General features: G+C 61.9%; 30 protein-coding genes and 1 pseudogene. 16 read left to right on the forward strand and 15 right to left on the reverse strand.

The genetic code is table 11. The annotated features are described in order from the left end of the window. Positions 1 to 3: 3 nt before the first annotated feature. Entirely contained in the window at positions 4 to 1,110 is a 1,107-nt protein-coding gene (locus LDN70_RS00310) for a GTP pyrophosphokinase (protein WP_223941361.1), read from the reverse strand. A 110-nt stretch (positions 1,111 to 1,220) separates the two neighbouring features. Between LDN70_RS00310 and LDN70_RS00315 the strand changes: the two genes are divergently transcribed. Then, positions 1,221 to 2,042: an alpha/beta hydrolase fold domain-containing protein gene (locus tag LDN70_RS00315; protein ID WP_166842645.1), complete on the forward strand. Its 822-nt coding sequence runs from the start codon at positions 1,221 to 1,223 to the stop codon at positions 2,040 to 2,042. Positions 2,043 to 2,083: 41 nt separating this feature from the next. Continuing rightward, positions 2,084 to 3,019: a carbohydrate kinase family protein gene (locus LDN70_RS00320; protein WP_223941362.1), complete on the forward strand. Its 936-nt coding sequence runs from the start codon at positions 2,084 to 2,086 to the stop codon at positions 3,017 to 3,019. 3 nt (positions 3,020 to 3,022) lie between these two features. On the opposite strand, the gene LDN70_RS00325 is transcribed toward LDN70_RS00320, so the two are convergent. Then, positions 3,023 to 4,084: a glutathione S-transferase family protein gene (locus LDN70_RS00325; protein ID WP_223941363.1), complete on the reverse strand. Its 1,062-nt coding sequence runs from the start codon at positions 4,082 to 4,084 to the stop codon at positions 3,023 to 3,025. A gap of 71 nt (positions 4,085 to 4,155) precedes the next feature. Here LDN70_RS00325 and LDN70_RS00330 point away from each other — a divergent pair, with 71 nt between their 5' ends. Then, positions 4,156 to 4,968 (forward strand): HAD family hydrolase, encoded by an 813-nt coding sequence (locus tag LDN70_RS00330; protein ID WP_223941364.1) that lies wholly within the window; start codon positions 4,156 to 4,158, stop codon positions 4,966 to 4,968. 93 nt (positions 4,969 to 5,061) lie between these two features. After that, positions 5,062 to 5,271 carry a histone-like nucleoid-structuring protein Lsr2 gene (locus LDN70_RS00335; protein ID WP_142937248.1) on the forward strand — a complete coding sequence of 70 codons (210 nt, stop codon included), beginning with the start codon at positions 5,062 to 5,064 and terminating at the stop codon, positions 5,269 to 5,271. A gap of 9 nt (positions 5,272 to 5,280) precedes the next feature. Here the strand turns inward: LDN70_RS00335 and LDN70_RS00340 are convergent, their stop codons facing one another. After that, positions 5,281 to 6,147, reverse strand: coding sequence for an SDR family oxidoreductase (locus LDN70_RS00340; RefSeq protein ID WP_223941365.1), 867 nt, complete (start codon positions 6,145 to 6,147; stop codon positions 5,281 to 5,283). A 144-nt stretch (positions 6,148 to 6,291) separates the two neighbouring features. On the opposite strand from LDN70_RS00340, the gene LDN70_RS00345 reads away from it, so the two are divergent. The 4 genes from LDN70_RS00345 to LDN70_RS00360 all read left to right on the forward strand — a co-directional run bounded on the left by LDN70_RS00345 (position 6,292) and on the right by LDN70_RS00360 (position 9,718). Next, entirely contained in the window at positions 6,292 to 6,561 is a 270-nt protein-coding gene (locus tag LDN70_RS00345; RefSeq protein ID WP_166842652.1) for a hypothetical protein, read from the forward strand. A 13-nt stretch (positions 6,562 to 6,574) separates the two neighbouring features. Further along, entirely contained in the window at positions 6,575 to 7,372 is a 798-nt protein-coding gene (locus LDN70_RS00350; RefSeq protein WP_223941366.1) for a glycerophosphodiester phosphodiesterase family protein, read from the forward strand. Between the two features lie 52 nt (positions 7,373 to 7,424). Beyond that, the gene (locus tag LDN70_RS00355) at positions 7,425 to 8,387 is read left to right on the forward strand and encodes a D-2-hydroxyacid dehydrogenase family protein (RefSeq protein ID WP_223941367.1); all 963 of its coding nucleotides are present in this window, start codon (positions 7,425 to 7,427) and stop codon (positions 8,385 to 8,387) included. A 188-nt stretch (positions 8,388 to 8,575) separates the two neighbouring features. Next, on the forward strand, positions 8,576 to 9,718 hold the full coding sequence (locus tag LDN70_RS00360) for a glycerate kinase (protein ID WP_142937244.1): 1,143 nt from the start codon (positions 8,576 to 8,578) through the stop codon (positions 9,716 to 9,718). On the opposite strand, the gene LDN70_RS00365 is transcribed toward LDN70_RS00360, so the two are convergent. Then, positions 9,719 to 9,961 carry a DUF2630 family protein gene (locus LDN70_RS00365; RefSeq protein ID WP_223941368.1) on the reverse strand — a complete coding sequence of 81 codons (243 nt, stop codon included), beginning with the start codon at positions 9,959 to 9,961 and terminating at the stop codon, positions 9,719 to 9,721. A 90-nt stretch (positions 9,962 to 10,051) separates the two neighbouring features. Between LDN70_RS00365 and LDN70_RS00370 the strand changes: the two genes are divergently transcribed. Both LDN70_RS00370 and LDN70_RS00375 read left to right on the forward strand, forming a co-directional pair. After that, positions 10,052 to 10,495 carry a YdeI/OmpD-associated family protein gene (locus LDN70_RS00370; RefSeq protein WP_223941369.1) on the forward strand — a complete coding sequence of 148 codons (444 nt, stop codon included), beginning with the start codon at positions 10,052 to 10,054 and terminating at the stop codon, positions 10,493 to 10,495. 738 nt (positions 10,496 to 11,233) lie between these two features. Beyond that, positions 11,234 to 11,533 carry a hypothetical protein gene (locus tag LDN70_RS00375; protein WP_223941370.1) on the forward strand — a complete coding sequence of 100 codons (300 nt, stop codon included), beginning with the start codon at positions 11,234 to 11,236 and terminating at the stop codon, positions 11,531 to 11,533. 73 nt (positions 11,534 to 11,606) lie between these two features. Here the strand turns inward: LDN70_RS00375 and LDN70_RS00380 are convergent, their stop codons facing one another. After that, on the reverse strand, positions 11,607 to 12,866 hold the full coding sequence (locus LDN70_RS00380; RefSeq protein ID WP_223941371.1) for an MFS transporter: 1,260 nt from the start codon (positions 12,864 to 12,866) through the stop codon (positions 11,607 to 11,609). A gap of 57 nt (positions 12,867 to 12,923) precedes the next feature. Between LDN70_RS00380 and LDN70_RS00385 the strand changes: the two genes are divergently transcribed. Beyond that, positions 12,924 to 13,877, forward strand: a complete 954-nt coding sequence (locus LDN70_RS00385; RefSeq protein WP_223941372.1) for an ArsR/SmtB family transcription factor — start codon at positions 12,924 to 12,926, stop codon at positions 13,875 to 13,877. A gap of 47 nt (positions 13,878 to 13,924) precedes the next feature. On the opposite strand, the gene LDN70_RS00390 is transcribed toward LDN70_RS00385, so the two are convergent. Beyond that, the gene (locus tag LDN70_RS00390) at positions 13,925 to 14,476 is read right to left on the reverse strand and encodes a dihydrofolate reductase family protein (protein ID WP_223941373.1); all 552 of its coding nucleotides are present in this window, start codon (positions 14,474 to 14,476) and stop codon (positions 13,925 to 13,927) included. Positions 14,477 to 14,510: 34 nt separating this feature from the next. After that, the gene (locus LDN70_RS00395; RefSeq protein ID WP_142937238.1) at positions 14,511 to 14,837 is read right to left on the reverse strand and encodes a hypothetical protein; all 327 of its coding nucleotides are present in this window, start codon (positions 14,835 to 14,837) and stop codon (positions 14,511 to 14,513) included. Positions 14,838 to 15,791: 954 nt separating this feature from the next. Between LDN70_RS00395 and LDN70_RS00400 the strand changes: the two genes are divergently transcribed. Then, complete coding sequence (locus LDN70_RS00400; RefSeq protein ID WP_223941374.1) at positions 15,792 to 16,901, forward strand: FG-GAP repeat domain-containing protein; 1,110 nt, start codon at positions 15,792 to 15,794, stop codon at positions 16,899 to 16,901. 291 nt (positions 16,902 to 17,192) lie between these two features. Here LDN70_RS00400 and LDN70_RS00405 read toward each other — a convergent pair whose 3' ends face one another. Further along, complete coding sequence (locus tag LDN70_RS00405; RefSeq protein WP_223941375.1) at positions 17,193 to 18,149, reverse strand: hypothetical protein; 957 nt, start codon at positions 18,147 to 18,149, stop codon at positions 17,193 to 17,195. A gap of 179 nt (positions 18,150 to 18,328) precedes the next feature. Further along, positions 18,329 to 18,748 (reverse strand): DUF6984 family protein, encoded by a 420-nt coding sequence (locus tag LDN70_RS00410; protein WP_223941376.1) that lies wholly within the window; start codon positions 18,746 to 18,748, stop codon positions 18,329 to 18,331. Here LDN70_RS00410 and LDN70_RS21105 point away from each other — a divergent pair. Both LDN70_RS21105 and LDN70_RS00415 read left to right on the forward strand, forming a co-directional pair. After that, positions 18,742 to 18,873 (forward strand): hypothetical protein, encoded by a 132-nt coding sequence (locus LDN70_RS21105; protein ID WP_286198872.1) that lies wholly within the window; start codon positions 18,742 to 18,744, stop codon positions 18,871 to 18,873. The genes LDN70_RS00410 and LDN70_RS21105 overlap by 7 nt on opposite strands. A 146-nt stretch (positions 18,874 to 19,019) precedes the next feature. After that, positions 19,020 to 19,268 (forward strand): hypothetical protein, encoded by a 249-nt coding sequence (locus LDN70_RS00415; protein ID WP_223941377.1) that lies wholly within the window; start codon positions 19,020 to 19,022, stop codon positions 19,266 to 19,268. 100 nt (positions 19,269 to 19,368) lie between these two features. Here the strand turns inward: LDN70_RS00415 and LDN70_RS00420 are convergent, their stop codons facing one another. Then, positions 19,369 to 19,935: a type 1 glutamine amidotransferase domain-containing protein gene (locus LDN70_RS00420; protein ID WP_223941378.1), complete on the reverse strand. Its 567-nt coding sequence runs from the start codon at positions 19,933 to 19,935 to the stop codon at positions 19,369 to 19,371. Positions 19,936 to 20,124: 189 nt separating this feature from the next. Here LDN70_RS00420 and LDN70_RS00425 point away from each other — a divergent pair, with 189 nt between their 5' ends. Continuing rightward, complete coding sequence (locus tag LDN70_RS00425) at positions 20,125 to 20,616, forward strand: DUF2975 domain-containing protein (RefSeq protein ID WP_223941379.1); 492 nt, start codon at positions 20,125 to 20,127, stop codon at positions 20,614 to 20,616. Further along, the gene (locus LDN70_RS00430; protein WP_308196359.1) at positions 20,616 to 20,903 is read left to right on the forward strand and encodes a helix-turn-helix domain-containing protein; all 288 of its coding nucleotides are present in this window, start codon (positions 20,616 to 20,618) and stop codon (positions 20,901 to 20,903) included. Before LDN70_RS00425 ends, LDN70_RS00430 begins: the two co-directional genes overlap by 1 nt. 214 nt (positions 20,904 to 21,117) lie before the next feature. On the opposite strand, the pseudogene LDN70_RS21275 reads toward LDN70_RS00430, so the two are convergent. From LDN70_RS21275 to LDN70_RS00455, 5 genes and pseudogenes are all read right to left on the reverse strand, one after another. Then, positions 21,118 to 21,861 (reverse strand): annotated as a pseudogene (locus LDN70_RS21275) (Gfo/Idh/MocA family protein); the annotation flags it as partial. 24 nt (positions 21,862 to 21,885) lie between these two features. Beyond that, positions 21,886 to 22,905 (reverse strand): LacI family DNA-binding transcriptional regulator, encoded by a 1,020-nt coding sequence (locus LDN70_RS00440; RefSeq protein WP_142937322.1) that lies wholly within the window; start codon positions 22,903 to 22,905, stop codon positions 21,886 to 21,888. A 45-nt stretch (positions 22,906 to 22,950) separates the two neighbouring features. Beyond that, positions 22,951 to 24,408 carry a GH1 family beta-glucosidase gene (locus LDN70_RS00445; RefSeq protein ID WP_223941381.1) on the reverse strand — a complete coding sequence of 486 codons (1,458 nt, stop codon included), beginning with the start codon at positions 24,406 to 24,408 and terminating at the stop codon, positions 22,951 to 22,953. Continuing rightward, positions 24,408 to 25,310, reverse strand: a complete 903-nt coding sequence (locus LDN70_RS00450) for a carbohydrate ABC transporter permease (RefSeq protein WP_142937232.1) — start codon at positions 25,308 to 25,310, stop codon at positions 24,408 to 24,410. Before LDN70_RS00450 ends, LDN70_RS00445 begins: the two co-directional genes overlap by 1 nt. Beyond that, positions 25,307 to 26,407, reverse strand: coding sequence for a carbohydrate ABC transporter permease (locus tag LDN70_RS00455; protein ID WP_223941382.1), 1,101 nt, complete (start codon positions 26,405 to 26,407; stop codon positions 25,307 to 25,309). The genes LDN70_RS00450 and LDN70_RS00455 overlap by 4 nt, the downstream gene beginning before the upstream one ends. Positions 26,408 to 26,427 lie beyond the last annotated feature (20 nt).

Below are 26,427 nucleotides of genomic sequence, written 5' to 3' on the forward strand. Positions count from 1 at the left end.
GCTTTACAAAGCAGTCTGGCGGTAACGCTCAATCTGCTTAAGACGCCGCAAGAGGCTGTCGCGCCGCGGGTGCGGGACGACGTCGGGCGCCTCAGCGGTGAGATCAATGTGTTCGGTTCCGTACTGCCACAGCAGGAGGTCATCCAGGAGGCGGTCCGGGCCGGGGGAGTAGCGGTGGTCCAGGGCCTTGCGGACCTCGGTGATCCGATTGGCACTAAGCAGCCCGGCAAGTTCCACGGTTTTGGTGAGTCCGTGGGCGGCGAGCAGTTCAGCGGCCCATCCCCAGTCGTCATCTACTTTACGGTCAACGTGCGGCAAGAGGGTACGCCAGACGTCACGAACCCGGTTTGGCGTCAGCGGCGAGCCCCCCTCGCCTTCGAGGTCCCAGTAGCTACGGACTTCCTCGTAGCGCTCATGAAGATCCGCGAAGGCGCTCTCCACGGTTTCCAACATGGCCGCTGTGGCCGTGAACTGGCGATCGAAATGCGGCGTCCAGGCTCGCGGGTCTTCGGCCTTGAAGCGGATGTCGTGCTCGATCTCGCTCCAGGCATGCGCAAACACGGTACGGATCTGGCATTCGAAGAAGTAGCTGCCGTTGGCGGGCATGTCCGGGTTGAAGACGTGCTGGTATTCCTTCACGGCTTCGTTCTGAATGGTCCGCAGAATGAGGTGGCGGCTGGAGTAACCATAGGTTCCGGACTCGATGGAGCCGATGTCCTTCTCGCGATCGCCGCGGCAATCAAAGAGTTGGCGCTGCCGCTTGATGATATTGGCTACGGCGGCGTTCTCCGCCGGCAGTTTGGTGATGACGCGGATGCCCACCATGTCATTCAACGTGCGGAACGGGTCCGGGAATTTCAAAACCCGCGGACCGCCCGGCTCCAGGGGATCATCCGTGCGGGAAATCTTTTCGCGGAAAGACTCCACGGTTTTGGTCCGCCCCGTGACGAACAAAGGGGTGACCTCGGCGTCGTTCAGCATGTCCCTCAAAGTGAGCAGCACATCCCGTGTGACCCGCTTCAATGCAGGGCGAACACGCTCATAGAGCGCCACATTCGCATCCACTGCGTCGCGCTGGGCCTGATCCAGGCTGTCCCAATTGCTTGCCATGCCCCCAGCTTACGGGGCGGGTCCGACACTGAACCGAGCCACCCGCCGTCGGGGTGCCTCTAGCCAAACAACCGAATCGTCAGGATAGGCTCAGTACAAAGGAGGGCGCAATGTTGCGGCACAAGTACAGCTACGGCGAACACCCCAGCCAATGGGGCGAACTCTTCATACCTGAACCGTCCAACGGAAACCATCGCGGTGCGGCTACAGTCGCCGGCGGAATCGCCGTTGTGATCCATGGCGGCTATTGGCGCTCACAGTACGGCGCTGAGCTTGGTGAACCCCTTGCTCGCGACCTCGCAGCGCATGGCATCACCGCCTGGAACCTTGAGTACCGGCGGGCCGGCAACGGCGGTGGTTGGCCCCATACCTTCGAGGACATCCTCGCCGGAATCGACCATCTATCCCATATAGCCGGCGACCATGACCTGAAACTCGGCAAAGTAGTGGCGCTGGGCCATTCGGCTGGTGGCCACTTGGCCGTCTGGGCTGCCGGGCGGCAGAAGCTGTCCTCCATTGGAACGCCCGACGCCGACCGCCAACTTCAGCGCGGACCGGAGGACAACGCTGTGCACTTGACCGGCGTCGTCAGCCAGTCGGGCCTCCTGAACCTTGCTGCGGCAGAGAAGCTGAACCTCAGCAACGGCGCCGTCTGCAACCTCATGGGCGGCGATTCTGCTAGATACCCCAAACGGCATAAATACGCTGATCCCATGAGTTCGCTGCCCATCAACGTCCCCGTCTATGCCGTTCATGCCACGGATGACGAGGACGTTCCTGCGAGTCAGTCCGAAGCGTACGTGGCTGCGGCCACGGCGGCCGGAAGTGCGGCCCAGTTGCTGCGCGTCCCTGGCGACCATTTTGACCTCATCGACCCCAAGGCCGTGGCCTATAAGAAATGCCGCGAACTGGTGCAGCGGTTGCTCTCGTAATTAGTGGGCCGTAGGGGGCCGCCTCTGGCAGAGTGGTCTCCATGCTGACAGTCATTGGTGAAGCTTTGGTGGACGTCGTTCAACGCTCCTCGGGAATCGAGGCCCATGTGGGTGGGAGCCCGCTGAACGTTGCGGTTGGTCTGGCGCGGCTGGATCACCCGGTGCAATTCATTGGGCGCTACGGCCGCGACGCGTACGGCGATTCCATTGCGGCGCACCTCCGTTCCAGCTCGGTGATGGTGCCGCTTCCGCCGGATGAGAAGCCAACCAGCGTTGCCACCGCGCAGATCGACGACGACGGCGCCGCCACCTACGTTTTCGACCTCGCCTGGGAACTCCCCGGACTCGCCGGGCGGTTGCCGCTGATGCTGCAAGGCTCCACCCTGCTGCACACCGGCTCCATTGCCACTTTCCTGGAGCCCGGCGCCGCGGAGGTGATTGCCGCCGTCGAGCACGCCCACCCGAGCAGCACCATCAGCTTCGATCCCAACTGCCGGCCCAGCATCATCACGGATGTTGAGTATGCACGAACCCAAGCCGAGCGCTTTGTGGTGCTGTCCGACGTCGTGAAGGCCTCGGACGAGGACCTCGAATGGCTGTATCCCGGCGTTGATCCTGTGGAATCCGCGCGCCGCTGGCTGTCCTTGGGCGGTGAAGAAGGACCGGCTTTGGTGGTGGTGACGCGGGGTTCACGTGGTCCGTGGGGCATCACCCGGGCAGGGGAAACCCAGATTTCCGCGCCCTCCGTGAATGTGGTGGACACCGTGGGCGCAGGCGATTCGTTCATGGCGGGGCTGTTGTCCGCCATTGTGGACCACGGTTTGGACGGCGCGCAGAACCGGTCCGATCTCCGGGCGATGCCGGTGGAAACACTGACCGCCATCATGGATCACGCCACCCGTGCGGCCGCCGTTACGGTGTCGCGGGCGGGCGCAAACCCGCCCACGCGAGCTGAGCTCAACCACGGAGTGGAGTAGGTCCTAGCCGGCACCGTGTCCGTCAGCCACTTCTTCGCCAGCCTTCACGGGTCCCGGAGGAGTGCCGTCGCCGAATGGGCGGCCGCCGAGGGATTCCCGTCCGTGATCGGTGAGCCAGCCGGATAGGTCAGGACCGGCAGGGACGATCTTGGTGGGGTTAATGTCCTCGTGGACCATGTAGTAGTGCTGTTTGATCTGCACGAAGTCGATGGTGTCCCCGAACCCGGGTGTCTGGAACAGGTCCCGGGCATATCCCCACAGGGCCGGCATTTCGCTCAGTTTGTTGCGGTTGCATTTGAAGTGCCCGTGATAGACCGCGTCGAACCGGGCCAGGGTGGTGAAGAGCCGGACGTCTGCCTCGGTGATCGAGTCACCCACGAGGTAACGCTGACCGCTGAGCCGCTCTTCCAGCCAGTCCAAGGCAGTCCACAGCCTGTCATAGGCGGCATCGTAGGCTTCCTGGGATCCGGCGAAGCCGCACCGGTAAACGCCGTTGTTGACCTCGGTGAAGACGCGCTTGTTGACCTGGTCAATTTCCTCGCGCAGGTGCTCCGGGTACAGATCCGGCGCACCCGGGCGGTGGAATTGCGTCCACTCACTGGAAAAGTCCAGCGTGATTTGGGGGAAGTTGTTGGTGACCACTGCTCCGCTGGGGATATCCACCATGGCAGGGACGGTGATGCCGCGGGGGTAGTCCGGGAAGCGGCGGAAGAACGCTTCCTGGAGTCGCTCGATTCCCAGCACCGGGTCCTTGCCGTCGGGGTCCAGGTCGAAGGTCCAGGATCGTGCGTCGTGCGTGGGGCCAGGCTGGCCGAGGCTGATGACATCCTCCAAACCAAGAAGCCGGCGCACGATCACGGCACGGTTGGCCCAGGGGCAGGCCCGCGCTGCAATCAGGCGGTAGCGGCCGGGCTCCACGGGCCAGCCAGGCTCACCGTTGGGTCCGGCGGCACCGTCACGGGTGATCCTGTCCTCGATGTAGTTTGTGTCCCGGGTGAACTCGCCGCCAGTGACGTAAGCTCCGCGGGTGCTGTGTTCTTCGACTTCGCTGGTCTTCTCACTCATGACTTCACACTATGCTGCGCTCCCTGAACCGCGCGACCTTGTGGGCCGGTGCGCCCACGTAGACTGGCATGATGCGGCTCGTAGCAAGCGATATTGACGGCACAATCCTCGGTCACGACGGCAAAATCAGTGACCGGACCATCAAGGCATTTCAGGCGTGCCGCGACGCAGGGGTGGAGCTCGTCTTTGTCACGGGTCGCCCGCCGCGCTGGTTGTACCCGCTTCAGGAGCAGCTGGGTCACAGTGGGATCGTGATTTGTTCCAACGGTGCGGTGGTGTGGGATCTCGAATCCGAGAAGGCTCTCTCTTCCTGCGCTCTCGATGCCAACGCCGTTTTTGAGGCACGCCGCATCATTAAGGACATCCGGCCTGACGCACTGTTCGCTGTTGAGACCCTCACGGGTTTCCAGCTGGAGCCGGGCTTCATTGAGAACGAAACCAGCGAGTTGCTCGCGGAGTTCACCCCCAAACCGCTGGCCGAGACGCTCACGGCGGAGGACGCCGTCGTGAAGTTCCTGGCGATCACCCGCAAGGGGACGCCGGATGAGTTCCTCGCCGAAGTGCAGCCGGCCGTAGCCCACCTTGTGTCCACCACGCACTCAGCGCCGCGGACCGCGATGCTGGAGATGTCCGTTCCGGGCATCAACAAGGCCGTCACACTCGCCCAGTACGCCGAGTCGCTGGGAATCCAAGCCGCTGATGTGGTGGCCTTCGGGGACATGCCCAACGACATTGAGATGCTTCGCTGGGCCGGTCACGGTTATGCGATGGCCAGCGGACACCCGGAAGCCATCCTCGCTGCCGGGCAGCAGGCGCCGCACTTTGACGACGACGGCGTAGCCCAGGTTCTCGAGGCAAAGCTCACGGAGCAGCGGGTCAGTTAGCTGCTGCACCGGTGAGCCTTAGGGCTGAGCGAGGCATGGGACATGCGAACCAGCGACGGCATGCCGCACGCCACTAAGACGTAGGGTTCCAGCGTGGCTACGCGAAGAATCGTTACTCTGCATGATGACCTGGACGGCACGTACGCGGAGGAGACAGTGTCCTTTTCCGTTGACGGCACTGCCTATGAAATTGACCTCAACGGTCCCCACGCCAAGGAACTCAGGGAGGTTCTGCGGCCCTTTGTTGCCGCTGCCCGGACAATAAAGCCGACCAGAAGGGCGCGGCGTCGCTTGACCAGCTAACCTCACGAATTACGGGTGCCGCACACCCTCACCGGCGAGCAAAGCGCGGTAGCCCTCTTTGTAGGTGGGGAAGGTGAAGTCGAAGCCCGTCGTCCGCAGGCGGGCATTTGAACAGCGCTTGTCGCCGGGGCCGGCGTCGGACGCGCTGTCAGGTGCCGCCGTCGTGGGTTCCGGGCACCCCATCTCTGAGGCGAGGAAGCGCATGACGTCGCCCATTTCCGCCGCGTGATCATCAACGCCTACGTAGACGGAGTCCGGAGAGGCTTCCATGGTTGTGAGGTGGACGATCATGGCCGCGGCGTCGTCCCGGTGGACGCGGTTGGTGTGCCGGGGTTGGGCGGGGATGACAGCTTTGCCGTTGCGGACCTGGTCGATCAGCCGGGTGCGTCCAGGGCCGTAAATTCCACCCAGGCGTAGGGAGATGGGCTGGGTGGCCGTGCCGCGCGTCCGGGAAAACAACAGATCCTCAGCCTCCACCAGAACTTTCCCGCTGAACCGCGTGGGCTCCGTGGGAGTGGACTCGTCCACCACAGCGCCGCCGGAATCCTTGTACACAGCCGTGGAGGAGACGAACAGGATCCGCTGTGGCTGGATGGACTGCCGTTCCAGCGCGTCCAGCACGTTCTTCACGCCGTTCAGGTACGCCGCCCGGTAGGCCTCTTCGGTGGAAGTGTCGGCGGCGATGGCCACCACCACAATGTCCACGTCCTCGGGCAGTTCCGGCACGGCAACCGAGAGGTCCGCAAAGACACCGCGGATCTCTCCGGGCAGCTTTTGGGGGGAACGGCGCAAGCCCACTACTTCATGGCCTGCAGCCGCCATACGCAGGCCAACTTCAGTTCCCAGGTCGCCGCAGCCGGCAATCAACACAGTCATGCCCCTAGTTTGTCAGTCCTGCAGTGTCACCTTGTTCCCAGCTTCCATACAACCTGCGTTCAACTTGCCTCCGTAGGCTTCCAGCCAAGACCCGTTCGCATCGTGTCTACCAGTCCTATTTTCAGGGTATTTGAAGGGGGAACCATGGCTAAGCGTCGGATCAACAATGTCAACACCGCGCCTTTGCGGCGCATCGAACCGGATCATCATTGGCGTTCGCTTCGTCAGGGCGACCGCGTCAATGTCACGCTGACTCCTGGTTTCGAGTCCGCAGGTGTTGTGGACGCCGTCACCGGCGATGCCACCGCGGTGTGGGTGGAGCTCGACGACGGTCGCGGCCGGACGCTGGTGCACGTCAGCGACGGCGTGGCGATCGTTCCGCAAACGACGGCGACCCTCCCGCAGGAGAGCTAAGCGCCCCTTAGCGATGGGCTACGCTACGGGAGTGACGCTGCCCTATTTCCTCCGCAAGGACGGTTCGGTGGGCCCTTTGGCCTTCGCCCACCGGGGTTTCTCCTTGGATGGCCTGGAGAATTCCATGGCCGCTTTCCACGCTGCAATGAAATTCGGAACTGTTCATCTGGAAACGGATGTCCACACGACATCCGACGGCGTACTGCTGGTGTTCCATGACTCCTCTTTGGACCGCGTGACCGATTCCGGGGGCAAGGTTTCGGAGTTGACCGCTGCTGCGGTGGCTGCGGCGCGTATTGGCGGGGTGGAGCCGGTGCCAACTTTTGATGAGCTGGTCACGTCGTTGCCCCATGCCCGGCTGAACCTGGACGTCAAGGACTGGAACTCCGTGGGTCCTTTGGCCGCTGCGATCGAGAAGCATGGCGTCCATGACCGGGTTTTGGTCACCAGCTTCTCGGACAGGCGGCGCCGCGCAGTTCTTGCCAGGCTTTCACGGCGAGTTGCCTCTTCTGCGGGCAGCTCCCTCACCGCGATCTTCGTACTTCTTGGGCCGGTGCTTCCGGTTCCTTTGGCACGCAAGCTGCTCTCCGGCGTCGACGTTTTCCAGGTTCCTGTCCGCTACGGCCGGTTCCCCGTGGTGACGCCCGGATTCGTACGGCGCGCGCACCGTCTGGGTAGGCAGGTTCATGTGTGGACCGTCAACGATCCGGCGGAGATGGAGCGTCTGCTGGACCTGGGTGTGGACGGTATTGTGTCCGACCGGCTGGATCTCCTGAAGGAAGTCCTGGTGCGCTGGGGCCAATGGGTCTAAAACTCGGCGCAGGGGGTTGAGTACCATCGGCCGCCGCGCAAGGATATGGAGTGTGACCCGATTCCGTTTAGCCATCCTGGATGATTACCAGCAGGTCTCCGGCGATTACGCCCCGTGGGATTCACTGCTCGACGACGGCGTGAAAGTGAGCGTCTTCAGCGCGCCTTTCGTATCGCAAGAGCAAGCAGTGGCCGCTTTGGCACCATTCGACATCATTGTGGCGATGCGCGAACGCACCCGTTTCCCACCGGACGTCCTTGAGGCGCTGCCGAACCTGAAGCTGCTGGTGACCACCGGCATGGCGAATGCAGCGATCGATCTTGAGGCCGCGGCCGAACGCGGGATCGCGGTGTGCGGAACGGCGGGCTCTCCGGCTGCGGCGCCGGAACTGACATGGGCCTTGTTGATGGCCTTTGCCCGGAATCTGACGGTGGAGGAGAACTCGCTGCGGGCCGGTACCTGGCAGACCGGCGTGGGGTTCGAACTCGAAGGCAAGACGCTGGGAATTGTTGGCCTGGGCAAGATCGGCAAACGTATGGCCGGCTATGCGAAGGCATTCGGTATGGACGTCCTCGCCTGGAGCCAAAACCTTACAGCTGAGGTCGCCGCTGATGCGGGCGCCCGGAAGGTCAGCAAGGAGGAGTTGTTCCGTGAGTCCGACGTCGTGACGCTGCACCTTCGCTTGTCTGAGCGGACGGAGGGGATTGTGGGTTCGAAGGAGTTGCGTCTACTGGGCCCCGAGGGCGTGCTGGTCAACACCGCACGTGGCCCCCTGGTGGACGAAGCGGCGCTCATCCAGGCCCTTGAAGAGGGGTGGATCCGCGGCGCTGCGCTGGATGTGTTCGACGAGGAACCTCTTCCCTCCGGGCACGCGCTGCTGCATTCCTCGAGGACAGCGCTTTCGCCGCATGTCGGCTACGTGACGCACGAGAGCTACCGGCAGTTCTATGGCGGGGCGTTCGAAGATGTTAAGGGGTGGCTTGATGGGGCTCCCGTGCGGGTGATCAACGGATAGTTCTGCGGGGCTGCGGCGTAGGCTCCGCACCCTTTCGCGCGGATCGCACCAGAGGTTACGGGGGCATTTGGCGGCAACGGGTGCGACGCCCGAAGCCCCGGCCGGATCCACCCCTACGTTCAGCCTCTGAGAGCCAACGTTACGCTGCGGGCAAGCGCTTTCCGGGGCAAGCTGGCAAGATAGGAGCCATGCGTATCCTCATCGCCCCGGACAAGTTCAAGGGATCACTGACCGCCGCCGAAGCCGCGTCAGCCATGGCCGAAGGTGCCCTGCGCGTTTACCCGGATGCCGTGACCACTCAGTTTCCCGTTGCCGACGGCGGGGAAGGTACCCTCGACGCCGCGATCGCTGCGGGCTACGAGGAACGGAACAACGCGGTTGTGGGCCCTATCCTCAAGCCTGTCGGAGCCTCGTGGGCCATCCGCAAGGATGCTTTCGGTGGGGCAAGCGCAGTCATTGAGACAGCCATGGCGTCCGGTCTGGCCCACATGGAGCCGACACCTGAGAATTCGCTGCGCGCCCATAGCTACGGCTGCGGCCAACTCGTAGCGGCGGCCCTCGACGCCGGCGCTACCGAGATCGTGCTCGGCTTGGGCGGCTCAGCGATGTCCGACGCCGGTAGCGGCGCCTTGCGTGCCTTGGGACTCAAACCCCTTGATGCGGCCGGCAATGTAGTGCCCCTCGGCGGAGGTTCCCTTGCCGACGTCGTTGCCTTGGATGTCTCCGAGCTGGATCCCCGGCTGTCCGCCGTGAAGTTCAGGATCGCCGTCGACGTTCAAAACCCGCTGTACGGGCCGGAAGGTGCCGCGCACGTTTTCGGCCCCCAGAAGGGTGCGGATGAGGACGCCGTGGAAAAACTCGACGCCGGTCTCCGCAATTGGGCGTCGCTCCTTCGGGAGGCCACGGGCCGCGATGTCAACGTTCCGGGAGCTGGGGCAGCGGGCGGGTTCCCGGCGTCGTTCCTGGCTTTCAGTGACTCCGCGCTGGAAGGCGGGTTTGCGCTGGTGGCCGGGCTGACCGGCCTGGCAAAGCACTTGGGCGAGGCCGATCTGGTGATCACCGGTGAAGGTTCCATGGACGAGCAGTCGCTCACCGGCAAGGCACCCATCGCGCTGGCTGACGCCGCGAGCGTGCATGGCATCCCGGTGATCGCGGTGGCTGGACGCATCACAGTCACGCCGGAAGACCTGGCGAAACACGGCATTGTTGCTGCAGCCCAGTTGCTGGACGTTGCGCAGCGCAAGGATGGCGTCCCGGACGTCGCCGACGCCGTTGCTAACGCCGCCAAATACCTCGCGTGGGCTACCAGTCAGGTGCTTGAAGGAGCGTAGTTACTGCCGGTAGCCCTCAACTTCGCTGATGGGGCGCGGTTCGGCGCTGTCCGGGTTCTCCCCGGCATCCCGCTTCGCCCTGCGCTGGCGGAGCAAATCCCAGCACTGATCGAGCTGGGCTTCCAGATGAGCCAGGCGCGCCGTGCTGTCGCCGCCGTCGTCGTCTGACCCGGCAGCGTCGCGGAGGCGGTGCTCTTCCTCCACAAGAGACTGAATTCGTTGCAAAAGGTCCTGCTCGTCCATGTTCTCTCTCCTTGGTTAACGTGGGGCGTACGTTGAACCTAGTCCTGCTGATGGGGCGCGTCCACCGCTGACCGGCGGCATACTTGGGACATGAAATTCACAACCACCGTTGTGGGCGAAGGCAACAAGGCGGGCATTGAAGTTCCTGAACAGATCGTTGAGGGGCTGGGCGCAGGCAAACGGCCGCCGGTGGTGGTGACCATCAACGGTCAGAGCTACCGCAGCAGCATCGCGGTGATGGGCGGGAAGTACATGGTGGGCGTTAGCTCGGCCAACCGGGAGCTGATCGGCGCCGCGGCAGGGGACACCGTCGAGGTGGGCCTGGAGGTGGACACCCAGCCGCGCGTTGTGGAGGTGCCGGATGATCTTACAGCTGCTCTGGACGCCGAGCCAGAAGCGAGGACCTTCTACGGAACGCTCAACTACAGCGCGCAGCGGCGTTACGTGGAACCGATTGGGGATGCCAAGACTGCGGAGACCCGCGCGCGACGGATTGCCAAGATGATCGCGGATCTTAAGGCCGGGAAGAAATAGCCCTTTTGGCTCGGCAAACAAAAAGCGCGCTGAACCATGCCATGTTCCGCCTAGTGGCTTCACTACTAAGTAGTGACAGGCTGCAGGGCGCATCTAGAATGCGGAACCGCAGCCACGGCTGACGAGAAGACGAGACCCTTTTGTCGGCCGGTCACGGCGCACGAGCAGGGCCCCATCTGTTGGCTGGCCGGCCGTGTGTACGTCCGCTCGCTCAAGCGGACAGTGTGGCCGGTTCTGACTTAGACCCCCCGGGCCGGCCACACGCCCCTACGCGAGCGGCCCCCGTCCGGCGATCCATCAGATGCGTTACAAGAGCTCCCGCTGATATGCGCTGTGCTTCCTGCCCCACTTCCGCGCCATAAATCATCCCAGGTCGCCACAGACTAAGCGCCAGAGTTGTTGCGTTGGGGGATGATCCATGGAGCACGAGGAATGCCGGAACCACCACTGCCTGGAAGGGCGGATCTGGAAACAAATGGGTGAGTTCCCTGATGGGCCTTGCCCGGATTGCTCGGCCGTGGACGGAGCCTCCGTTCCGGACCCATGGAGTAGGCAGCCTAGAGCGTCGCGGCTGCGGAGCTTTCTGCAGCGGTTTCTCCTTGAATAGCTCCGGATCTTCCTGCCTGAGATAACTACAGTGCGGGTCTTAACTTCGGTTCGGAGCTGCGCTATCTTAATCCAACCTGCGTCGGGCTGGCTGGGGAGCGCACGCCACGTCAAACGAAGCGAGGTATAGCAATGCGCATCAAAATTCTTTCCGCCGCACTCTGTGTCGGTGCCCTGACCGCGTTGTCCGGCACTCCGGCATTCGCCGCCGGCCAAGTGGAAAAGGGCCCTGAGAACTCCAATTCAATCTGCTCATATTCCGGCCTGAACGATGATCCCGATGCTGCCTACCCTGAGGGTGGAAGGGTGCAGTCCTACGGTCAAGCGGTCAGGCAGGGGCTTAAAGCTGAGCTGGCCGCCCGTGGAGAATCTCCCAGTCTCCTCTGCAACGGCCACAGGCTTCCCTGGCAGGAGGTGACGGGTAGCCACTGACGTTTGGATCAGGCAAATGGCTGTTTCTTCAGGGATCATTCCCTGCGGGAGACAGCCATCTGCGCCTGGCTGCTTAGGCGACTTCCGCCGTCGTTGATGCCTTTCGGGCTATCAGCCAGGTTCCCGCCGCCGTCGCAAGGAAGACGGCACCCAGGATGCCCCAGCCCAGCGCGCCATGTTCGACGACGGTGGCGGTCACCACCAGCGGTGCGAGCATGGCGCCCAGCGCCGATCCCATACCGAACATCCCTTGGTAAGCGCCGGCTTGGAGTGGATTGGCGAGCTCGAAGCTAAGTCCCCAGGCTCCCGCTTGTGAGAGGATTTCCGCGAACGCATGCAGGAGGGCAGCGCCGCACAGCAGGGCGATGGCGGCGATGGCCGGCGCCCCGCCCGCCGAGGCGTAGAGCACGCAGGCCAGAGCCATGAGCACCCCACCAGTCAGCACGATCTTTCCTGCACGGCGAGGGTGGTCGGTGCCCCGGGAGAGCGGCACTTGCAGCAGGACGACACACAGGGTGTTGATGACAAGGATGACCGATATCAGGACCTCTGGCGCGCTGGTGTCCTGTGAAATCCACAAAGGAACGCCCATCTCGGCGAGCCCGAACTGCATGCCGAAAATACCGGACAGCACGGTCAGCAGTACGTAGCGACGGTCCCTGAAGGGGGAGATTCCGCGCTTCGGTGCAGGGGTGGCGGGATCGCGGCGCGGTGCATCTACGTGCTGGGGGAGGCGGCGCAAGTACAGCGCACTCAGGATGTAGACCACGCCGGCGCACAGCATCATTCCCCGAAATGCGTCGGCGGTTCCGGCCAACAGTGCGAGTCCGGCAATCATGCCTCCAACGGCAATGCCCAGGTTGGTGATGGTGCGGAGGACTGCGCGCGCATTCACGCGGTTTGGGCCGTCGAACGCCCGGGCGATGATCGCGGAACGCGTGGCATTCGCGCCCCGGTTTACTCCCACTGCGATGCAGGCAATCACGACGGCGGTGCTGAAGTTCCCGGCGAATGTATAGCTTGCGATCGCGAGACCTTCGATGGCGACCATGCCCACCAGGAGTCGACGGGCTGAAAAGTGGTCGGCGAGTCGACCGCCGATATACGACGTGGCAACGCCGACCCCGCTGGACGCAGTGAGAATCGTGGCGATTTCTAAGGCGCTCAATCCGACGAAGCGGCTGAAGTACAGCACTGTCAACGTGAGGAAGATACCGCGGCCCACTGTGGCTACGAGGATGGCAGAAGCAAGGATCTTGAGGGTGGGATCTGAGAGTGCGACGCGGAGGCCGTGCTGTTGAGCCGGTGCGGTATCTGCGGGGGAATTAGTCACACTTGTAGTTCTGCCACCCCCCTGGCAGTGGCTGGAATTGATGTAGCGTAATGCTTCATGTTGAAGTACGAGTTGTCAGACGCAGATCTGGGCGGCGTGCGCTTTGGCATCTCGCCTCTCTGTGAACTTGGACTGTCCCTCAGGGCTATCCGCGACCCGAGCCATTATCCACTTCAGCTGCCTTGGCTGCGCCGGACGGAAGAGGCCCGCTCACGCTTGGACTTGGATGGATTGCTGGCCTTGGTGGATGACCGATTGTGGACACCGGACTTCCTGAACCCGCGGCCCGAGTCCCCACTTACGCGGATCGACGACGAATTTGCGGCATTGGAGCAGATTTCGGCCACCCAATTTCATGGGGACCTGATCCGGGTGCACGGCGCAGTTCCGTCCATCTTTTCCGGCCCTGTTGCTCCAGCTATCCGGCGAATGGTCCGGATCCTCAGGGAGTTCTGGGACACCTGCTTCGCACCCCATTGGCTGCGCATGCGCACCATTTTGGAAGCGGACATCGTCTACCGCGGCCGGCAGATCGCGCAGGGTGGGTTGTTTACTATGCTGAACGACTTGTCCTACGCTGTGGAATTCGACGGTCGCGTGATTTCCGTGCGGTTGAAGAACCCGGCGTCGAGGACCGAGAAAACCGACGGCCTGGGGTTGACCTTGGTTCCCACCATGTTCACCCGCAGGGCTTCTGCTCCCGTGAACCATGGCGATCCACCGCTGCTGATGTACCCGGCTCGGGGCCAAGGTGCCATGTGGGAGGCGGAGCGGGTCACGAATCCGGCCGCGATAGTGGCCGTGTTGGGTGAGGTTCGGACCAGTCTGCTCACGGCCCTTGCTGCCCCGGCCTCGTCCACCGAGCTGGGCCTACGCTTTGGCGTCACAACGTCCGCCGTAAATCAGCATCTTAGGGTGCTCCGGGACGCCGGACTGGTGACCTCAACCCGTTACGGCCGCAGCGTGCTCTACTTCAGGAGCGAACTTGGCGCGTCGTTGCTGTTGGGGTGACCGCTGAGGCGGCCCGACGGCGGCAGGCGGGTGGCGCCGTCGTGCATTCAGTCTTTTCGCAAGCTGTACGTGCTGACCACGTTGCCCTTGCTGGTGGCGTACTGATTCTCGAGGACGAGCCGGTGCAGGGGATCGCCGTCTTCAAAAAGTCGTCGCCCGCTGCCGGCCACCACCGGGTGCGTCATCAGGGTGAGTTCGTCCAGGATGCCTGCAAATAGCAGCTGGCGGACCAGGGAAATGCTGCCGCAGACCGCGATTTCGCCGCCGTCCCGCGACTTCAGCTCGGTGACGAACTGCTCAACATCACCCTCGATCAGGTGCGAGTTCTCCCATTCAAGGGGTTCGGTGAGGGTTCGGGATGCAACGAACTTCTCGATCGGGTTGATGAAGGCTGCAAAGTCGTCGTCTTGCTGCGCGTTCGGCCAATATCCGGCCCATTCCTGGTAGCTGACACGGCCCAACACCACGGTGTCCACGGTGTTGATCATCTTGGTGAGTCCCGTACCGAGTTCGTCGTCGAAGCTGCCGAACTGGAACTTGAAGGGGTCCTGAACTACGCCGTCCACTGAGTGGAAAAGGCCAGCGGTGACTTTGCGCATGTGGATCTCCTGTTGGGACGAAGGGTGCTTTGTTTTAGGCGGCGCGGCTGGCGGTCTGGAGGCCCCAGGAGGGGAGTGCAGTCACGTTGCTGAAGTCTGCCGCGAAGCGAAGCGGAACGGCATGGAGTGCTGCGTAGCCCTGCAGCTGATCCAGTGCGTCCGGGTCAATGGTCGCTTGGGAAAGGTCCATCTCAACGCCGAGTCCTCCACCCAAACCCTTGGTGCGCTGAACCACCGGGTAGAGCCCTTGGAGGCTGGAGGTGGTCACTCGACCGGTCGCTGCGATCTGGATCTGTTCGCCGTCAACGTCGACGCGAACAACTACGGAGAGCTTGTCGCTGGCCAATGTACTGCCTTTCATCCTTGCTGCCACGCTGCAGCGTCCCCAGCGTATGCGCCGAGTGTGACCTGCGCAACAATACGACGGCGGAGCTGCCGCCAGCGCCGCGGTCACATAGCACGTATTTCTGCGAGGAAACTGTATTCTCTACCGAGAGGCCTCTATCAGGCCATCCATAGCCTGAATATTGGGGGATAAGTGCGCTCAAGTACCGCCGCTGGCGTGCCGGAAAAATCACGTCAACTTAGCCTTTTGTCGAAGCTGACGGCTGCGCTTGTGGCAGTGCTATTGATGATGGTCGCGCTCCCCGCCCTACCGGCCAATGCCGTCACAGTGGCGAGCGAAGCTCCCCAACTCACGGCCGTTGAATTGGTCTCCGCAGCCCAACTAGCGCCTGGGCAGACTGCGAAGGTGCGATTTACGCTTAGCCAGCCTGCGCAACGCGTGGAGTTCCGGTACCGTGATGCGTCCTTGTCCGAGCCTCGTAGCCTGATCTGGACGGGAGACCCTGGGCCCGGCCCATTCACAGCTGAGGCCACGGCAGCCATTGGCGCCAGCGACTTTTACGAAGGTCTGCAGCGGTTGACCGACGTTCGTATTGTCTTCCAAAAAAGCGGTCAATCCTACCCGGCCGAAACTGCGGCCCGAAGGAACAGCTCATCCGATTTTCTGTTCAGCGACAACGCTGGGGATCCGCTGCTTCAAAATGCTGACTTCGCCGTCAGTAACCCTTCGAGAGTTTTGCGGACCCCCCAAGCCTCGGTTTTGCCGAAATTCCAAGCGAAGCAAGATGTGTGGAGCAACTGGAACTATGGGGTAAACGGCACGGTATCTCCCGGTACATGGACCGCAGGCGTCACGAAGGTGCACGTGCAGTGGGTTTCGGGGGGAGTTGCGAAGCTCTTTCGCTACGAATCCGGAACGGAGCCATTCGAAGGGTCCGTCCGATCCGCTGATGCGGGGAAGGAAGTGTCCTTGCGCGTCACAACGGTAACCCCGGGGTTCACATCGGTATCCGCGGAATCGGAGCCCTATCTGTTCGTCACGAGCGGCCCGATCGCTGTCTCAGGGAAGCCCTGGATCAACTCCGCATTGAAGGCAAGTTTTGACGTCTCGTCCATCAAGGGCATCCCGGTCGGCACGACTCCCAAGGTGGAATTTTTTTGGCTTACTAACTCCACGTCGTATTCCGCTGGCACGGGGCTTCCCCCTGGCGTGGACTATGTTGTCAAAGACGCAGACGGCGGAGGAACTGTGCGCGTCACAGCCGTTGTTTCGCTTGGAGGCAAAGTTGTAGGCCGTTTCGTCAGTGATTCCACTGAATATGTGACTAATCCGGCCCCGTCTCGGAACTATGTCAATCGGGAAGTCAGCGACTTTCTGATGGCCCGGACTAGTGACGGCAGGCTCTGGATGTGGGGCCGCAACTTCGGAGCGTTCCCCAAGGAGATTGGAACGGGTTGGAACGTCTTTGACAAGATTTTCTCTCCCGGGGACTTCAATGAGGACGGGCACGCCGATGTGCTGGCCCGGAAGCCCTCCGGAGAACTGTGGATGTACCCCGCTGACGGTCAATACTGGTGGAAACCGGCTTCGTTGGTGGGCGTTGGTTGGCAGGGCATGACTGAACTCATTGCTCCCGGCGATTTTGACTCGGACGGCCACGATGACGTCCTGGCCAGAAACCGGGACGGCAGGCTGCTCCTCTACCCGGGTAACGGCAAAGGTGGCTGGCTGGCTCCACGGCAAGTCGGTGCTGGCTGGAACATGTTCAACAGGGTCTTCTCAACAGGCGACTTTGACGGAGACTCGCACGCCGACATCCTCGCCACGAATGCGGGTGGCCAGTTGTTCCTCTATTCCTCCAATGGCAAGGGTGGTTGGCTTGGCTCGAAGGTGATCGGCTCGGGTTGGCAGTCCTTCAAGGGCGTGTTCAGCGCCGGCGACCGGGACTACGACGGCTGGACCGACATTTACGGAATCGACGGCGCGGGGTACATGTATCTCTACCCCTTCAAGTCGGGAAGCTGGAAACCCCGGACTTTGGTTGGCGCCGACTGGGACGTCTTCACCGCATTGTTCTAAAGCAGCGGGCAACTTTGCAGGGAAACGCCACGTGCCGCCGTCGTACTTCTTGTGAAAGTACGACGGCGGCACTAGCTGTAGGGGGTCGCTGGCCGCTAGGCTGTCTGGCCTGCGTGATTTACAGCCCATTGGGGAAGGTGCCAAGGACACCCCGACCTGTTGCGTCCTCAACGTTATAGATCATCGCTGATGAGACCTTGGGATCGTTGTACCAATCGTCTAGTTCAACCCGGGGTCGACCCAGCCCACACCAGAAACGACAGAAAAACCCGCGCAACTGTGGCAGGAACTCTACGTGGCGCTGCTCGAAGGAGTCTGCGAAAGGGCCCGCAGGTAACTTTCGGCCAGGTCAGTCCAATCCCCTGCGGATGCTTTGTCGTCGGCAACAAGCTTTAGGCAATCGGTTACCGTGTCATCCGCGTACCTCGGCATCAAATGCGGCACGGAGCGGCGTTCCCAGGCCGCAGTGAGGCCCTTACGGCTTTCTGACTTTCCCATTTCAATCCAGACGTCGTTTCCGACAGTCAAGTCATTAACGCTGTTGAATTCCGGTGCTTTGGGCCAAGAACTCCACGCACTGGTAAATGCGGACGCAACAGCCGTCCTATCGTTGGGCAGTCGCAGAATTCCGTAGTAGAGGCACCCCAATGCAAGTCCCTCGACCACCCGCTTCACTTGCTGACGCTGCGCTGTGGCACCGGTGCTATTGACAAGCTCAATCAACGGACGAGTCTCTGCAGACTCCGGCAAGGTCTCCTCTGACACCCGGGAAATACGCGGCATCGCGGTGACCCGCGGCGCTGGCGGAACATCCGAGGTAGTCACGCTATCGAGAACCCAATAGCGGCTGCCGGCCATCTTGCGCTGAATAGACCGCAAGATCACGATTGTTTCGTCGTCTTGGAAACCAGTGGTCATAGACCAGTCCAGCCCCGATCCCACGACACCGCTGGCGAACACGATTTCCGTGGCCAACAGGGCACGGCGCCAATCGGGTTTGCTGAGAGCTCCTCCCGCCCTGATCACCTCACCAATTCGGGAGCCCTCACCAAGCAGATCATTGATACTAAGAAAACCCATGGCCACAGCCATCGCATCAGATGGGCGGGCGGGGCCACCCCACTCCAACAAGCCCCGCCAGAGAAGCAAGCGCTCCTCATCACTGAGATCTAAAGCAACTGTATTCACCATACTGACCGACGCTCTCCGATGCTGTTTCTTAACTACTGCATAAACCAGAAGCCCCATGAATCCTTCGGACGGAACACACTTCCTCCGTCTTATGGAAAAGATCCCGCATGACAACAGTTCCGTCCTTGGGGTATGCGGTCCTGCCTGGTGCTCCATTCCCAGCCGGACGACTCAGCCCGTTTTCGCGGACATCTTAAATCAACTTCGCCAGCCCCTCCTTGATATACGAGAGAAAGTCACCCCGGCTTGTCAGGAGCGTCCGGCCGACCGTTTATATGTTTCGGCCCGACATACTCTTCCTGCTGCAGATCAGCCGGGTCGGAAACTATCTCCGCGGCCGATTTTGGCATCCGGCGGCGCGGTGAGAAGTCGACTTTCCAGCTATCGAGTTCGAAGACGTCGTTGTCCTTATCGAGATTGATCGCAACTAGGACGGGAAAGCCATCCTCATCGTTAAACCAACCCTCCGAAAGGGTAAGTCCAAACCTTCTGGATGGCTTCGTGCTCTCAAATAGAAGGCTGCCCATTCCACCGTCGTTCATGTCGCTAACCCGCAGGGCGTCTAGATCGAGCGCGCTCCACTTTGGCTCGTCCACACGATCAAGCAGGGTTTTCATGATGAGGACTTCGCCAGGAAGAAGCGATCTGAATGCCATCTCAAGATCTTACGTTCGCTATGTACCCTCTCGATGCCGTCGAGAAGCGGTGGGACAGGGGTGAAGACGGCGAGTTCATCAAGGCCCTTGCCGACAAAGTGATTGACCACTTCAAGGTCTACTAAGCGACTGTCGGCCCCGAGGCCTCGAGTGGATAGGACTTGCTCCGCTTGCGGACCTCAATGAATTCATGGGCACTCCTGCCCATTTCGGCCCCTAGTCTCCGCTGATAGTTTGGCCATGTTCGTTGAGGCCTATGTGGGGAGAGACTATGAAGCGTCACAAGACCATTGCCACGTTTGCAGCAGCGATCGCACTTGCCTCCGGCGGCCTCGCGGTTGCGGCGCCGGCGCAGGCTGCGGGCTACACCTACCTGTACCCGACCGACTTCAGCTCACAGTCCTCGTGCAACACGAAGCGCCTCACCATGAACTCCTCCTGGACCCGCGCAAGCCAGTGCTTCACCATGACCGACACCGGGAAAGTCGTGTGGAAGTTCTCCGTCACCGTGCGTGGCTAGTCTCGCTACCAAGCCTTCAAGTCACGAAACGCCAAGTGCCGCCGTCGTACTTCTTGTAAAAGTACGACGGCGGCACTTGGCGTAGGTGGGCCAGTGACCGCTAAGCGGTCTGGCCTGCGTGCTGGCCCTCGGAGATTTCCTCCACGAGCTTGCTGTTGAAGGCCGGCAGGTCGTCCGGGTTGCGGCTGGTGACCAGGCCTTGGTCGCACACCACTTCCTCATCACTCCAGTTGGCGCCTGCATTCTTCAGGTCCGACTGGAGCGTGTGGAACGAGGTGACGTTGCGGCCCTTGATGACGCCGGCGTCGATGAAAATCCATGGGCCGTGGCAGATCGATGCAACCGGCTTGTGCTGTTCGAAGAACGCGCGCGTGAAGTTTTGGGCGTCCTTGTCCACTCGGAGGTTATCCGCGTTGACGACGCCGCCCGGGAGAACCAGCGCGTCGAAATCGGAGGCGTTTGCGTCGGCCACGGCAAGATCGACGTCGAAGGTGTCACCCTTCTCCACGCCATTGAAGCCTTGGAGCTTTCCCTTGGATGGGGCCACGAGCGTTGGCTCGCCGCCCGCGTCCTTGACGGCCTGCCATGGGCTGGTGAGTTCCACCTGCTCCACGCCGTCCGTCAACAGGAATGCGACCTTCTTGCCTGCGATGTTGTGTTCTGACATTGTTCCTCCTCGTTGCGCAGCGGGGTGCTTTTTGGGCGTGGACCGCCGCTGTGAGAGTTGTTTGTCTGACCTGTTCCAGCCTAAGTAATGAAACTTTAGTAAGCAAGCTGACTATCCACAATACTCTCGAAGAGTTGCTTAAGTATCGAATAACGATAGAATAAGGCTGTTGTTCGATAAGGGAGTCTCATGGGAAAGCTGACAATCCTCGCCTTGCGGGTAGTAATCGCGATGGTGGTGGCGGGTTCATTGTTCGTTCAGGTGCGGATGGTCCCGCTGCTCTCCGGCGACCTCGTTGAGGCTGGCGCCCCGGATGGTCCCCGCATTGCGCTGCTCGCCATCGTGGTCCTGGGTATTCTGTGCGTCCAGGTGGTGGCGGTCTGCGTGTGGCGTTTGCTGACCATGGTGCGCCGCGGGACGGTGTTCTCCCACAGGGCCTTCCGGTTTGTGGACGTCATTTTTGGAGCCATCGCAATCGCCGCGTTACTGATGTTTGGCATCGCAGTGATCCTGGCGCCCGGTGAGATTGCCCCTGGCGTCGTGCTGCTGATCTGTGGAGCGGCGTTGTTGATCGGGGGAGTGGCCCTGGTGGTGCTGGTGATGCGAACCCTCCTCGCCCAAGCCGTAGCCCGGGACGCAGAAGCGGAGCATCTCCGGTCCGAGCTGGACGAGGTGATCTGATGCCGATCATCGTGGACATTGACGTCATGCTCGCCAAGCGCAAAATGCCCGTAGGAGTGCTCGCCGAGAAGGTAGGCATCACCCCGGCCAACTTGGCCGTGCTAAAGAACGGCCGTGCGAAGGCGGTGCGTTTTACTACGCTCGAAGCGCTGTGTGAGGTGCTGGAGTGCCAGCCAGGGGACCTGCTGCGGTGGGAGTCTGAAGATCGCTGGGATACCGGAGACCCATCTGTCGACGAGCCTCATCCAACAGTTCCATGGTCCCAACAGACTCCTCAGGAGTCATGAACGGGCTCTTGGTCAGCCCGGCCTGCAGGCAACGCGTCACCTCGCGCAGCTCGTAACTGAACCCGTGCCCCAGCACCTCAAATTCCTCCGTCCGCAGTGTGCCACTACGAGGCTGGATAACGAGCTCGGCCGGCTTGAAAAGGGGAGCCGAGGATCGCAGCCAACCTTCCGTTCCTCCCACCGTCACCACGCCGGGGCACTCAGTGCCGATCGAGGTGATGAACTGAGCGTGTGCCCCACCCTGGTAATCCAACGTGACGGAGCTCTGCAGGTCCACTCCCTCAGGAGTCAAAACTCCGTTGGCCAGCAAACTGCGAGGCTCGCCGAAAACTCCCAGGGCCCACGTCAACGGATAGACGGCAAGGTCCAGCAACGCTCCGCCCCCGGCAGCCGGATCCCAGATCCGTGAAGCGGGATCGTAGGCAGGTACAAAGCCAAGATCGGCCTGAAGCCAGCGCGGCTCTCCAATTTCTTCCGAACGCAGGATTTCCATGGCGCGGCAGAAGCTCGGCAGGAACCGGGTCCACACTGCCTCCATGAGGAAAAGCCCCTTGTCCCGGGCGAGGTCAGCCAGCTCACGTGCCTGCACGGCATCCATGGCCAGGGGCTTTTCGCACAGTACGTGCTTGCCCGCATTGAGCGCGGCCAATGCGACGACGTGATGCTGCGCGTGCGGCGTGGCGACATACACGACGTCGACAGCGGGATCCGCCAGCAGCCGCTCGTAACCGGGCGTCTCCCCGACGTCGGAATACGCAGAGACGAAGCCAAACTTCTCAGCAAAGCTCCGCGCCGACGCCTCCGTGCGCGAACTGACAGCCTGAAGGACAGAGTCCTCCAGGAGCGCGAGGTCTTCCACCACCCGTTGTGCAATAGAGCCTGTGGCCACGACTCCCCATCGGATGGGATGGCCTGTCGCCCTGGAGGGCGCTACGGTGCTGACGGGAGCAGGAATCATGGAAAAGCCTTTCAAGGCATAGAGCTATACGGAATCGCGGATCACGATCGAGGTAGGCATTCTGTTCACGCGTTCTGCCGGTTTGCCCTCGATCAGGTTCACCAGGGTTTCGGCCATTTTCTTGCCGAGTTCAACAATCGGGTGATGCACGGTGGTGAGAGCTGGGGTTACGGAGGTAGCGAAGGAATCGTCGTCAAAACCCACCACGGCGATGTCCTCCGGGATGCGCAAACCGCGCCCTTGAATGGCGGTGTAGGCGCCGGCAGCCATCTGGTCGTTCGCTGCAAAAACGGCGTCAACAGGCACGCCGCGGTCCAACAATCGATGCATGGCTTTGGCGCCCGAGGCCAAAGTGAAGTCGCCCTCCTCCACCAAGCCTTCCCCCAGGCCTGCCTCCCGTACGGCCGTCCTCCACCCAGCAAGGCGGTCCAGCCCGGGAGGCATGTCTTGGGGGCCGGCAATGGTTGCAACGTTTTTTCGGCCGCTCTCGGTCAGTAGACGCGTGACCTCATAAGCCGCTTGCTCGTTGGCCACGTCAACGTAGTAGCTCTCCTTGCCACCTACCAAGGGCCGCCCCGCAAACACCATGGGCAAGGACCCCGAGAGGTGCGTCCAGGAGTTATCGCCACTGTGGTGCGACACCACCAGAACCCCGTCCACGTTGCCCCCAAGCAGGAAGCTGCGGGTCTTCTCCGGTTTCGACTCCGAGGAGATCACCATGTTCAGCGTGTACTCGGTATCGGTGAGATACAAGGCGATGCCCTGCACTACCGAGGCGAAGAATGGGTCTGCGAAGACCTTGGACGTCGACTCCGGAACGATCAGTGTGACCGCATTAGCCCGGCGCTTGGCGAGCGAACGAGCAGCACGGTTTGGCGTGTAGTCCAATGCGAGGATGGCTTTCCTTACCGACTGCGCCAACTCCGGGTCCACACTGGGGCTGTCGTTGACCACCCGGGACACGGTGGCCCGCGAGACCCCGGCCAAGGCAGCCACCATTTCAAGGGTGGGTACCGGCCGGGGGCCGCTGGTGTCCTGCGTCATGGTCATCTCCGGAACGTAAGAAAAAGTATGCCTTTGAAGGCTACTTTAGGCGTTCACAGTGGCGTCGGCCGATGCCTTGGCCGAGGCGATAACCCTCGAATATGCCAGTCCGCTGTCCTTGACCGTGCGCTCAAAGGTGTCGTAGTCCACGCGAACCACCCCGAAGCGCTTGCCATAGCCCCAGGACCACTCAAAGTTGTCCAGGAGGGACCACACAAAGTAGCCGCGCACATCGGCGCCCTGGTCCAGCGCCTCGCCCACGGCCGTGATGTGATCCAGCACGAACTGGGTCCGCTCGGCGTCATGGACCGCCCCGTCAGGACTGACCACATCGTGGTAAGCGGCACCGTTTTCGGTGATGTACAGCGGTGGCAGCGTGGGGTATTCCTCGCCAAGACGCACCAGGAGCTTCCGCAGCCCGTCCGGGTTGACCTCCCAGTTCATGGCGGTGCGCGGCAGGCCGCGGCTGGGGAATGCGATGTCCTCCGAACCAATCCAGCACGACGACGTCGGGCGGGTTGCGCCGCCCGAGTGGCCGTCGCCGTGTTCATCAGTGGGGTGACCACTGATGAGGTCATCGTGGTAGTGGTTGACGCCCAGAAAGTCGATGGGAGCACCGATGATCTTCAGGTCGCCAGGTTTGATGACGTCCCGGATGCCGAACTGCTCAAGGTCGTTGAGCGTGTCCTCCGGGTAAACACCTCGGAGAATCGGATCGAGGAAGATCCGGTTCTGCAGCGAATCAAACCGGCGGGCGGCGTCAAGGTCCACAGGATCGGAAGGATCCCGTGGGATGGAGTTGCTCAGGTTGAGTGTGATCCCCAGCTGTTGGGCGCCGCGGCTCCGGAGCTCATTGACCACCAGGCCGTGGGCGAGGTGCTGGTGATGGATTGCCGCGACGGCAGCTTCCGGTTCCTGACGGCCCGGAGCATGCACGCCGGCCGCGTAGCCAAGGAGTGACGAGCAGAAGGGTTCGTTGAACGTGGTCCAGTGCTGAACCCTGTCTCCCAGTGCCGAATAGACGTCGTTCGCGTAGTCCACGAAGCGGTAGGCGGTGTCGCGGTTGGCCCAGCCGCCCTTCTCCTCCAGCGCCTGCGGCAGGTCCCAGTGGTAAAGGGTCAACCAAGGGAGGATGCCGGCGTCGAGCAATTCATCCACCAAACGCGAGTAGAAGTCCAGGCCTTCTGCGTTCGCAGCGCGGCCACCGGGACGGACGCGTGACCAGCTGGTGGAGAACCGGTAGGAATCCAGGCCCAGCTCCTTCATGATCCTGACGTCCTGCGGCATCCGGTGGTAGTGCTGCACCGCGTCCTTCAAGTTTTCACCGTTGGCAATGGCGCCCGGAACGCGGGCGAAAGCGTCCCACACGGAATCTTCCTTGCCGCCCTCGTGGCTGGCACCTTCCACCTGGGCTGCGGCGGTGGCCGAGCCCCAAAGGAAGCCCTTGGGCCACACCCTGTTAAAGGGAGTGATCGCTGGGTAGGTTGTTGCTTCGAATGGCATTAGCCCTTCACTGCTCCTTGCATAATTCCGGATATGAGTTGTCGTCCCGCCACGACGAAGAGGGCCAGCAGCGGAAGTGTTGCCATGACGGCGCCGGCCAGGACTATGGAGTAATCCACATACCGGGCCGACTGCAGTTGGCTGAGCGCCGTCTGCAAGGTGGGATTGCCGGCGTCGAGCACCAGCAAAGGCCACAGGAAATCAGTCCACGCCGTCATGAACGTGAACAGGCCCAGGATGGCCATGGCCGGGCGCGCGGCCGGGAGTGCCACATGCCAGAACGTTGAGATCATGGACGCGCCGTCCATGCGCGCCGACTCGATCAGCTCGTCCGGGATCACGTCCACCAGATACTGCCGCATGAAGAAGACACCGAACGCCGTGACCAGCGTAGGGATCACGACGGCGCCGATCTCACCGGTCCAGCCCAGCGTGCGCATCAGCATGAACAAGGGGATGATGCCGAGCTGCGTGGGGATGGCCATAGTGGCGATCACCGCTACCATCAGCCAGTTGCGGCCGCGGAAGCGCAGCTTGGCAAACGCATATCCGGCCAAGGTGGAGAATCCCACCACGGAAATGGTGATGATGCCCGAGATCAGCACGCTGTTGCCCAGCGCAAGCCAGAACGGGACGGTGTCGAACACCTCCCCGACGTTGGTCCAGAAATTGCCGCCCGGGAACAACGGCGGCCACGTCTCCCCGAGGGCCTCGTTGGAGCGGCTGCCGATGATCACGGACCACCAGAGCGGGTAGGCCGATGCCAGGAAAAAGGCGAGCAACAACCCGTAGGTGAGGAACCCGGGCCGGCGGCCGTTGCCAAAGAGTGCTTTCCTGGCGGTCAGGGACCGGGAGGTTCGCTGCGGAGCCGGCGCTTGTGGTCGGTTTTGCGTGAGGGTCATTGCCCGCTCCTCGGGGTTGATTCTGGTGCCGTTACCGGTTCTGCCGTTACCGCCTGGGCGGCGAGGCCGGCGTCGTGCGCTTTTGCTTTCGCCACGGAAGAGCGCTTACGACGGCGGCGGCTGGCTGCTCCGCGATCGTCGCCGTTGGTGGCGATGCGGCGTGAGATTAGCCAGTTCACGATGCCGAAGAGCAGGATGATCAGGAACAGGAGCCAGGCGATGGTGGAGGCTTTGCCGAAGTTCTGCCGCTGGAAGGCCATCTCCCACAGGTACAGCACGGTGGTCTGGAACTGTCGTGCCGTTCCCCCCGCCGCCACCGGATCGAACAGCCGGGGCTCCGTGAAGATCTGCAACCCGCCAATGGTCGCAGTGACAATGACGAACACCATGGTGGGCCGGATGCTCGGCAGCGTGATGCTGAAAAAGCGCCGGACCGAACCGGCGCCATCGATCGCTGCAGACTCGTAGATGTCGCGCGGCACCGACTGCATGGCAGCCAGGAGAATCAGCGCGTTGTAGCCTGTCCAGCGCCAATTCACCATGGTGGCAATGGCGATGTGGCTGGGAAGGGTGTCGTTCTTCCACATAACGGGGTCAATGCCGAAGCTGGCCAGGATGTTGTTGATCAGCCCGTACTGCTCGCCAAACATGTTGGTGAAGATCATGGCAACAGCCACGGGAGTCACGACGTAGGGAAGCAGGATGCTCATGCGCCAGAACGTCTTGGCGCGGAGGTTTTGGTCCAGCACCGCGGCAATAATGGTTGCCATGGTCAGCTGGGGAATGGTGGAGATCAGGAAGATACTGACGGTGTTGAACAGGGAGTTCCAAAAGAACCTGTCCTGAAGAACCTCTGCGAAGTTCTGGAATCCCACAAACTCTCCCTGGCCTTTGAGCAGGTGCCAGTCGAAGAGGGAAACGAAGAACGTGTAGCCCAGGGGAAAGAGCCCCACCAGGGCGAACAGGATGAAAAACGGTGCGATATAGAAGTACGGGGATGCCTTCATGTCGAAGACATTCAGGCGTTGGCGGAACGTCGGTTTCGGTTTGGTGGCGGCCGCTCTGCCGGCTGCCGGGCGATTCAGGGTGGTGGTCATGGTCGGGTCTCAGACTCTGT

Source organism: Arthrobacter sp. StoSoilB22 (assembly GCF_019977315.1).
Classification (GTDB): Bacteria; Actinomycetota; Actinomycetes; order Actinomycetales; family Micrococcaceae; genus Arthrobacter.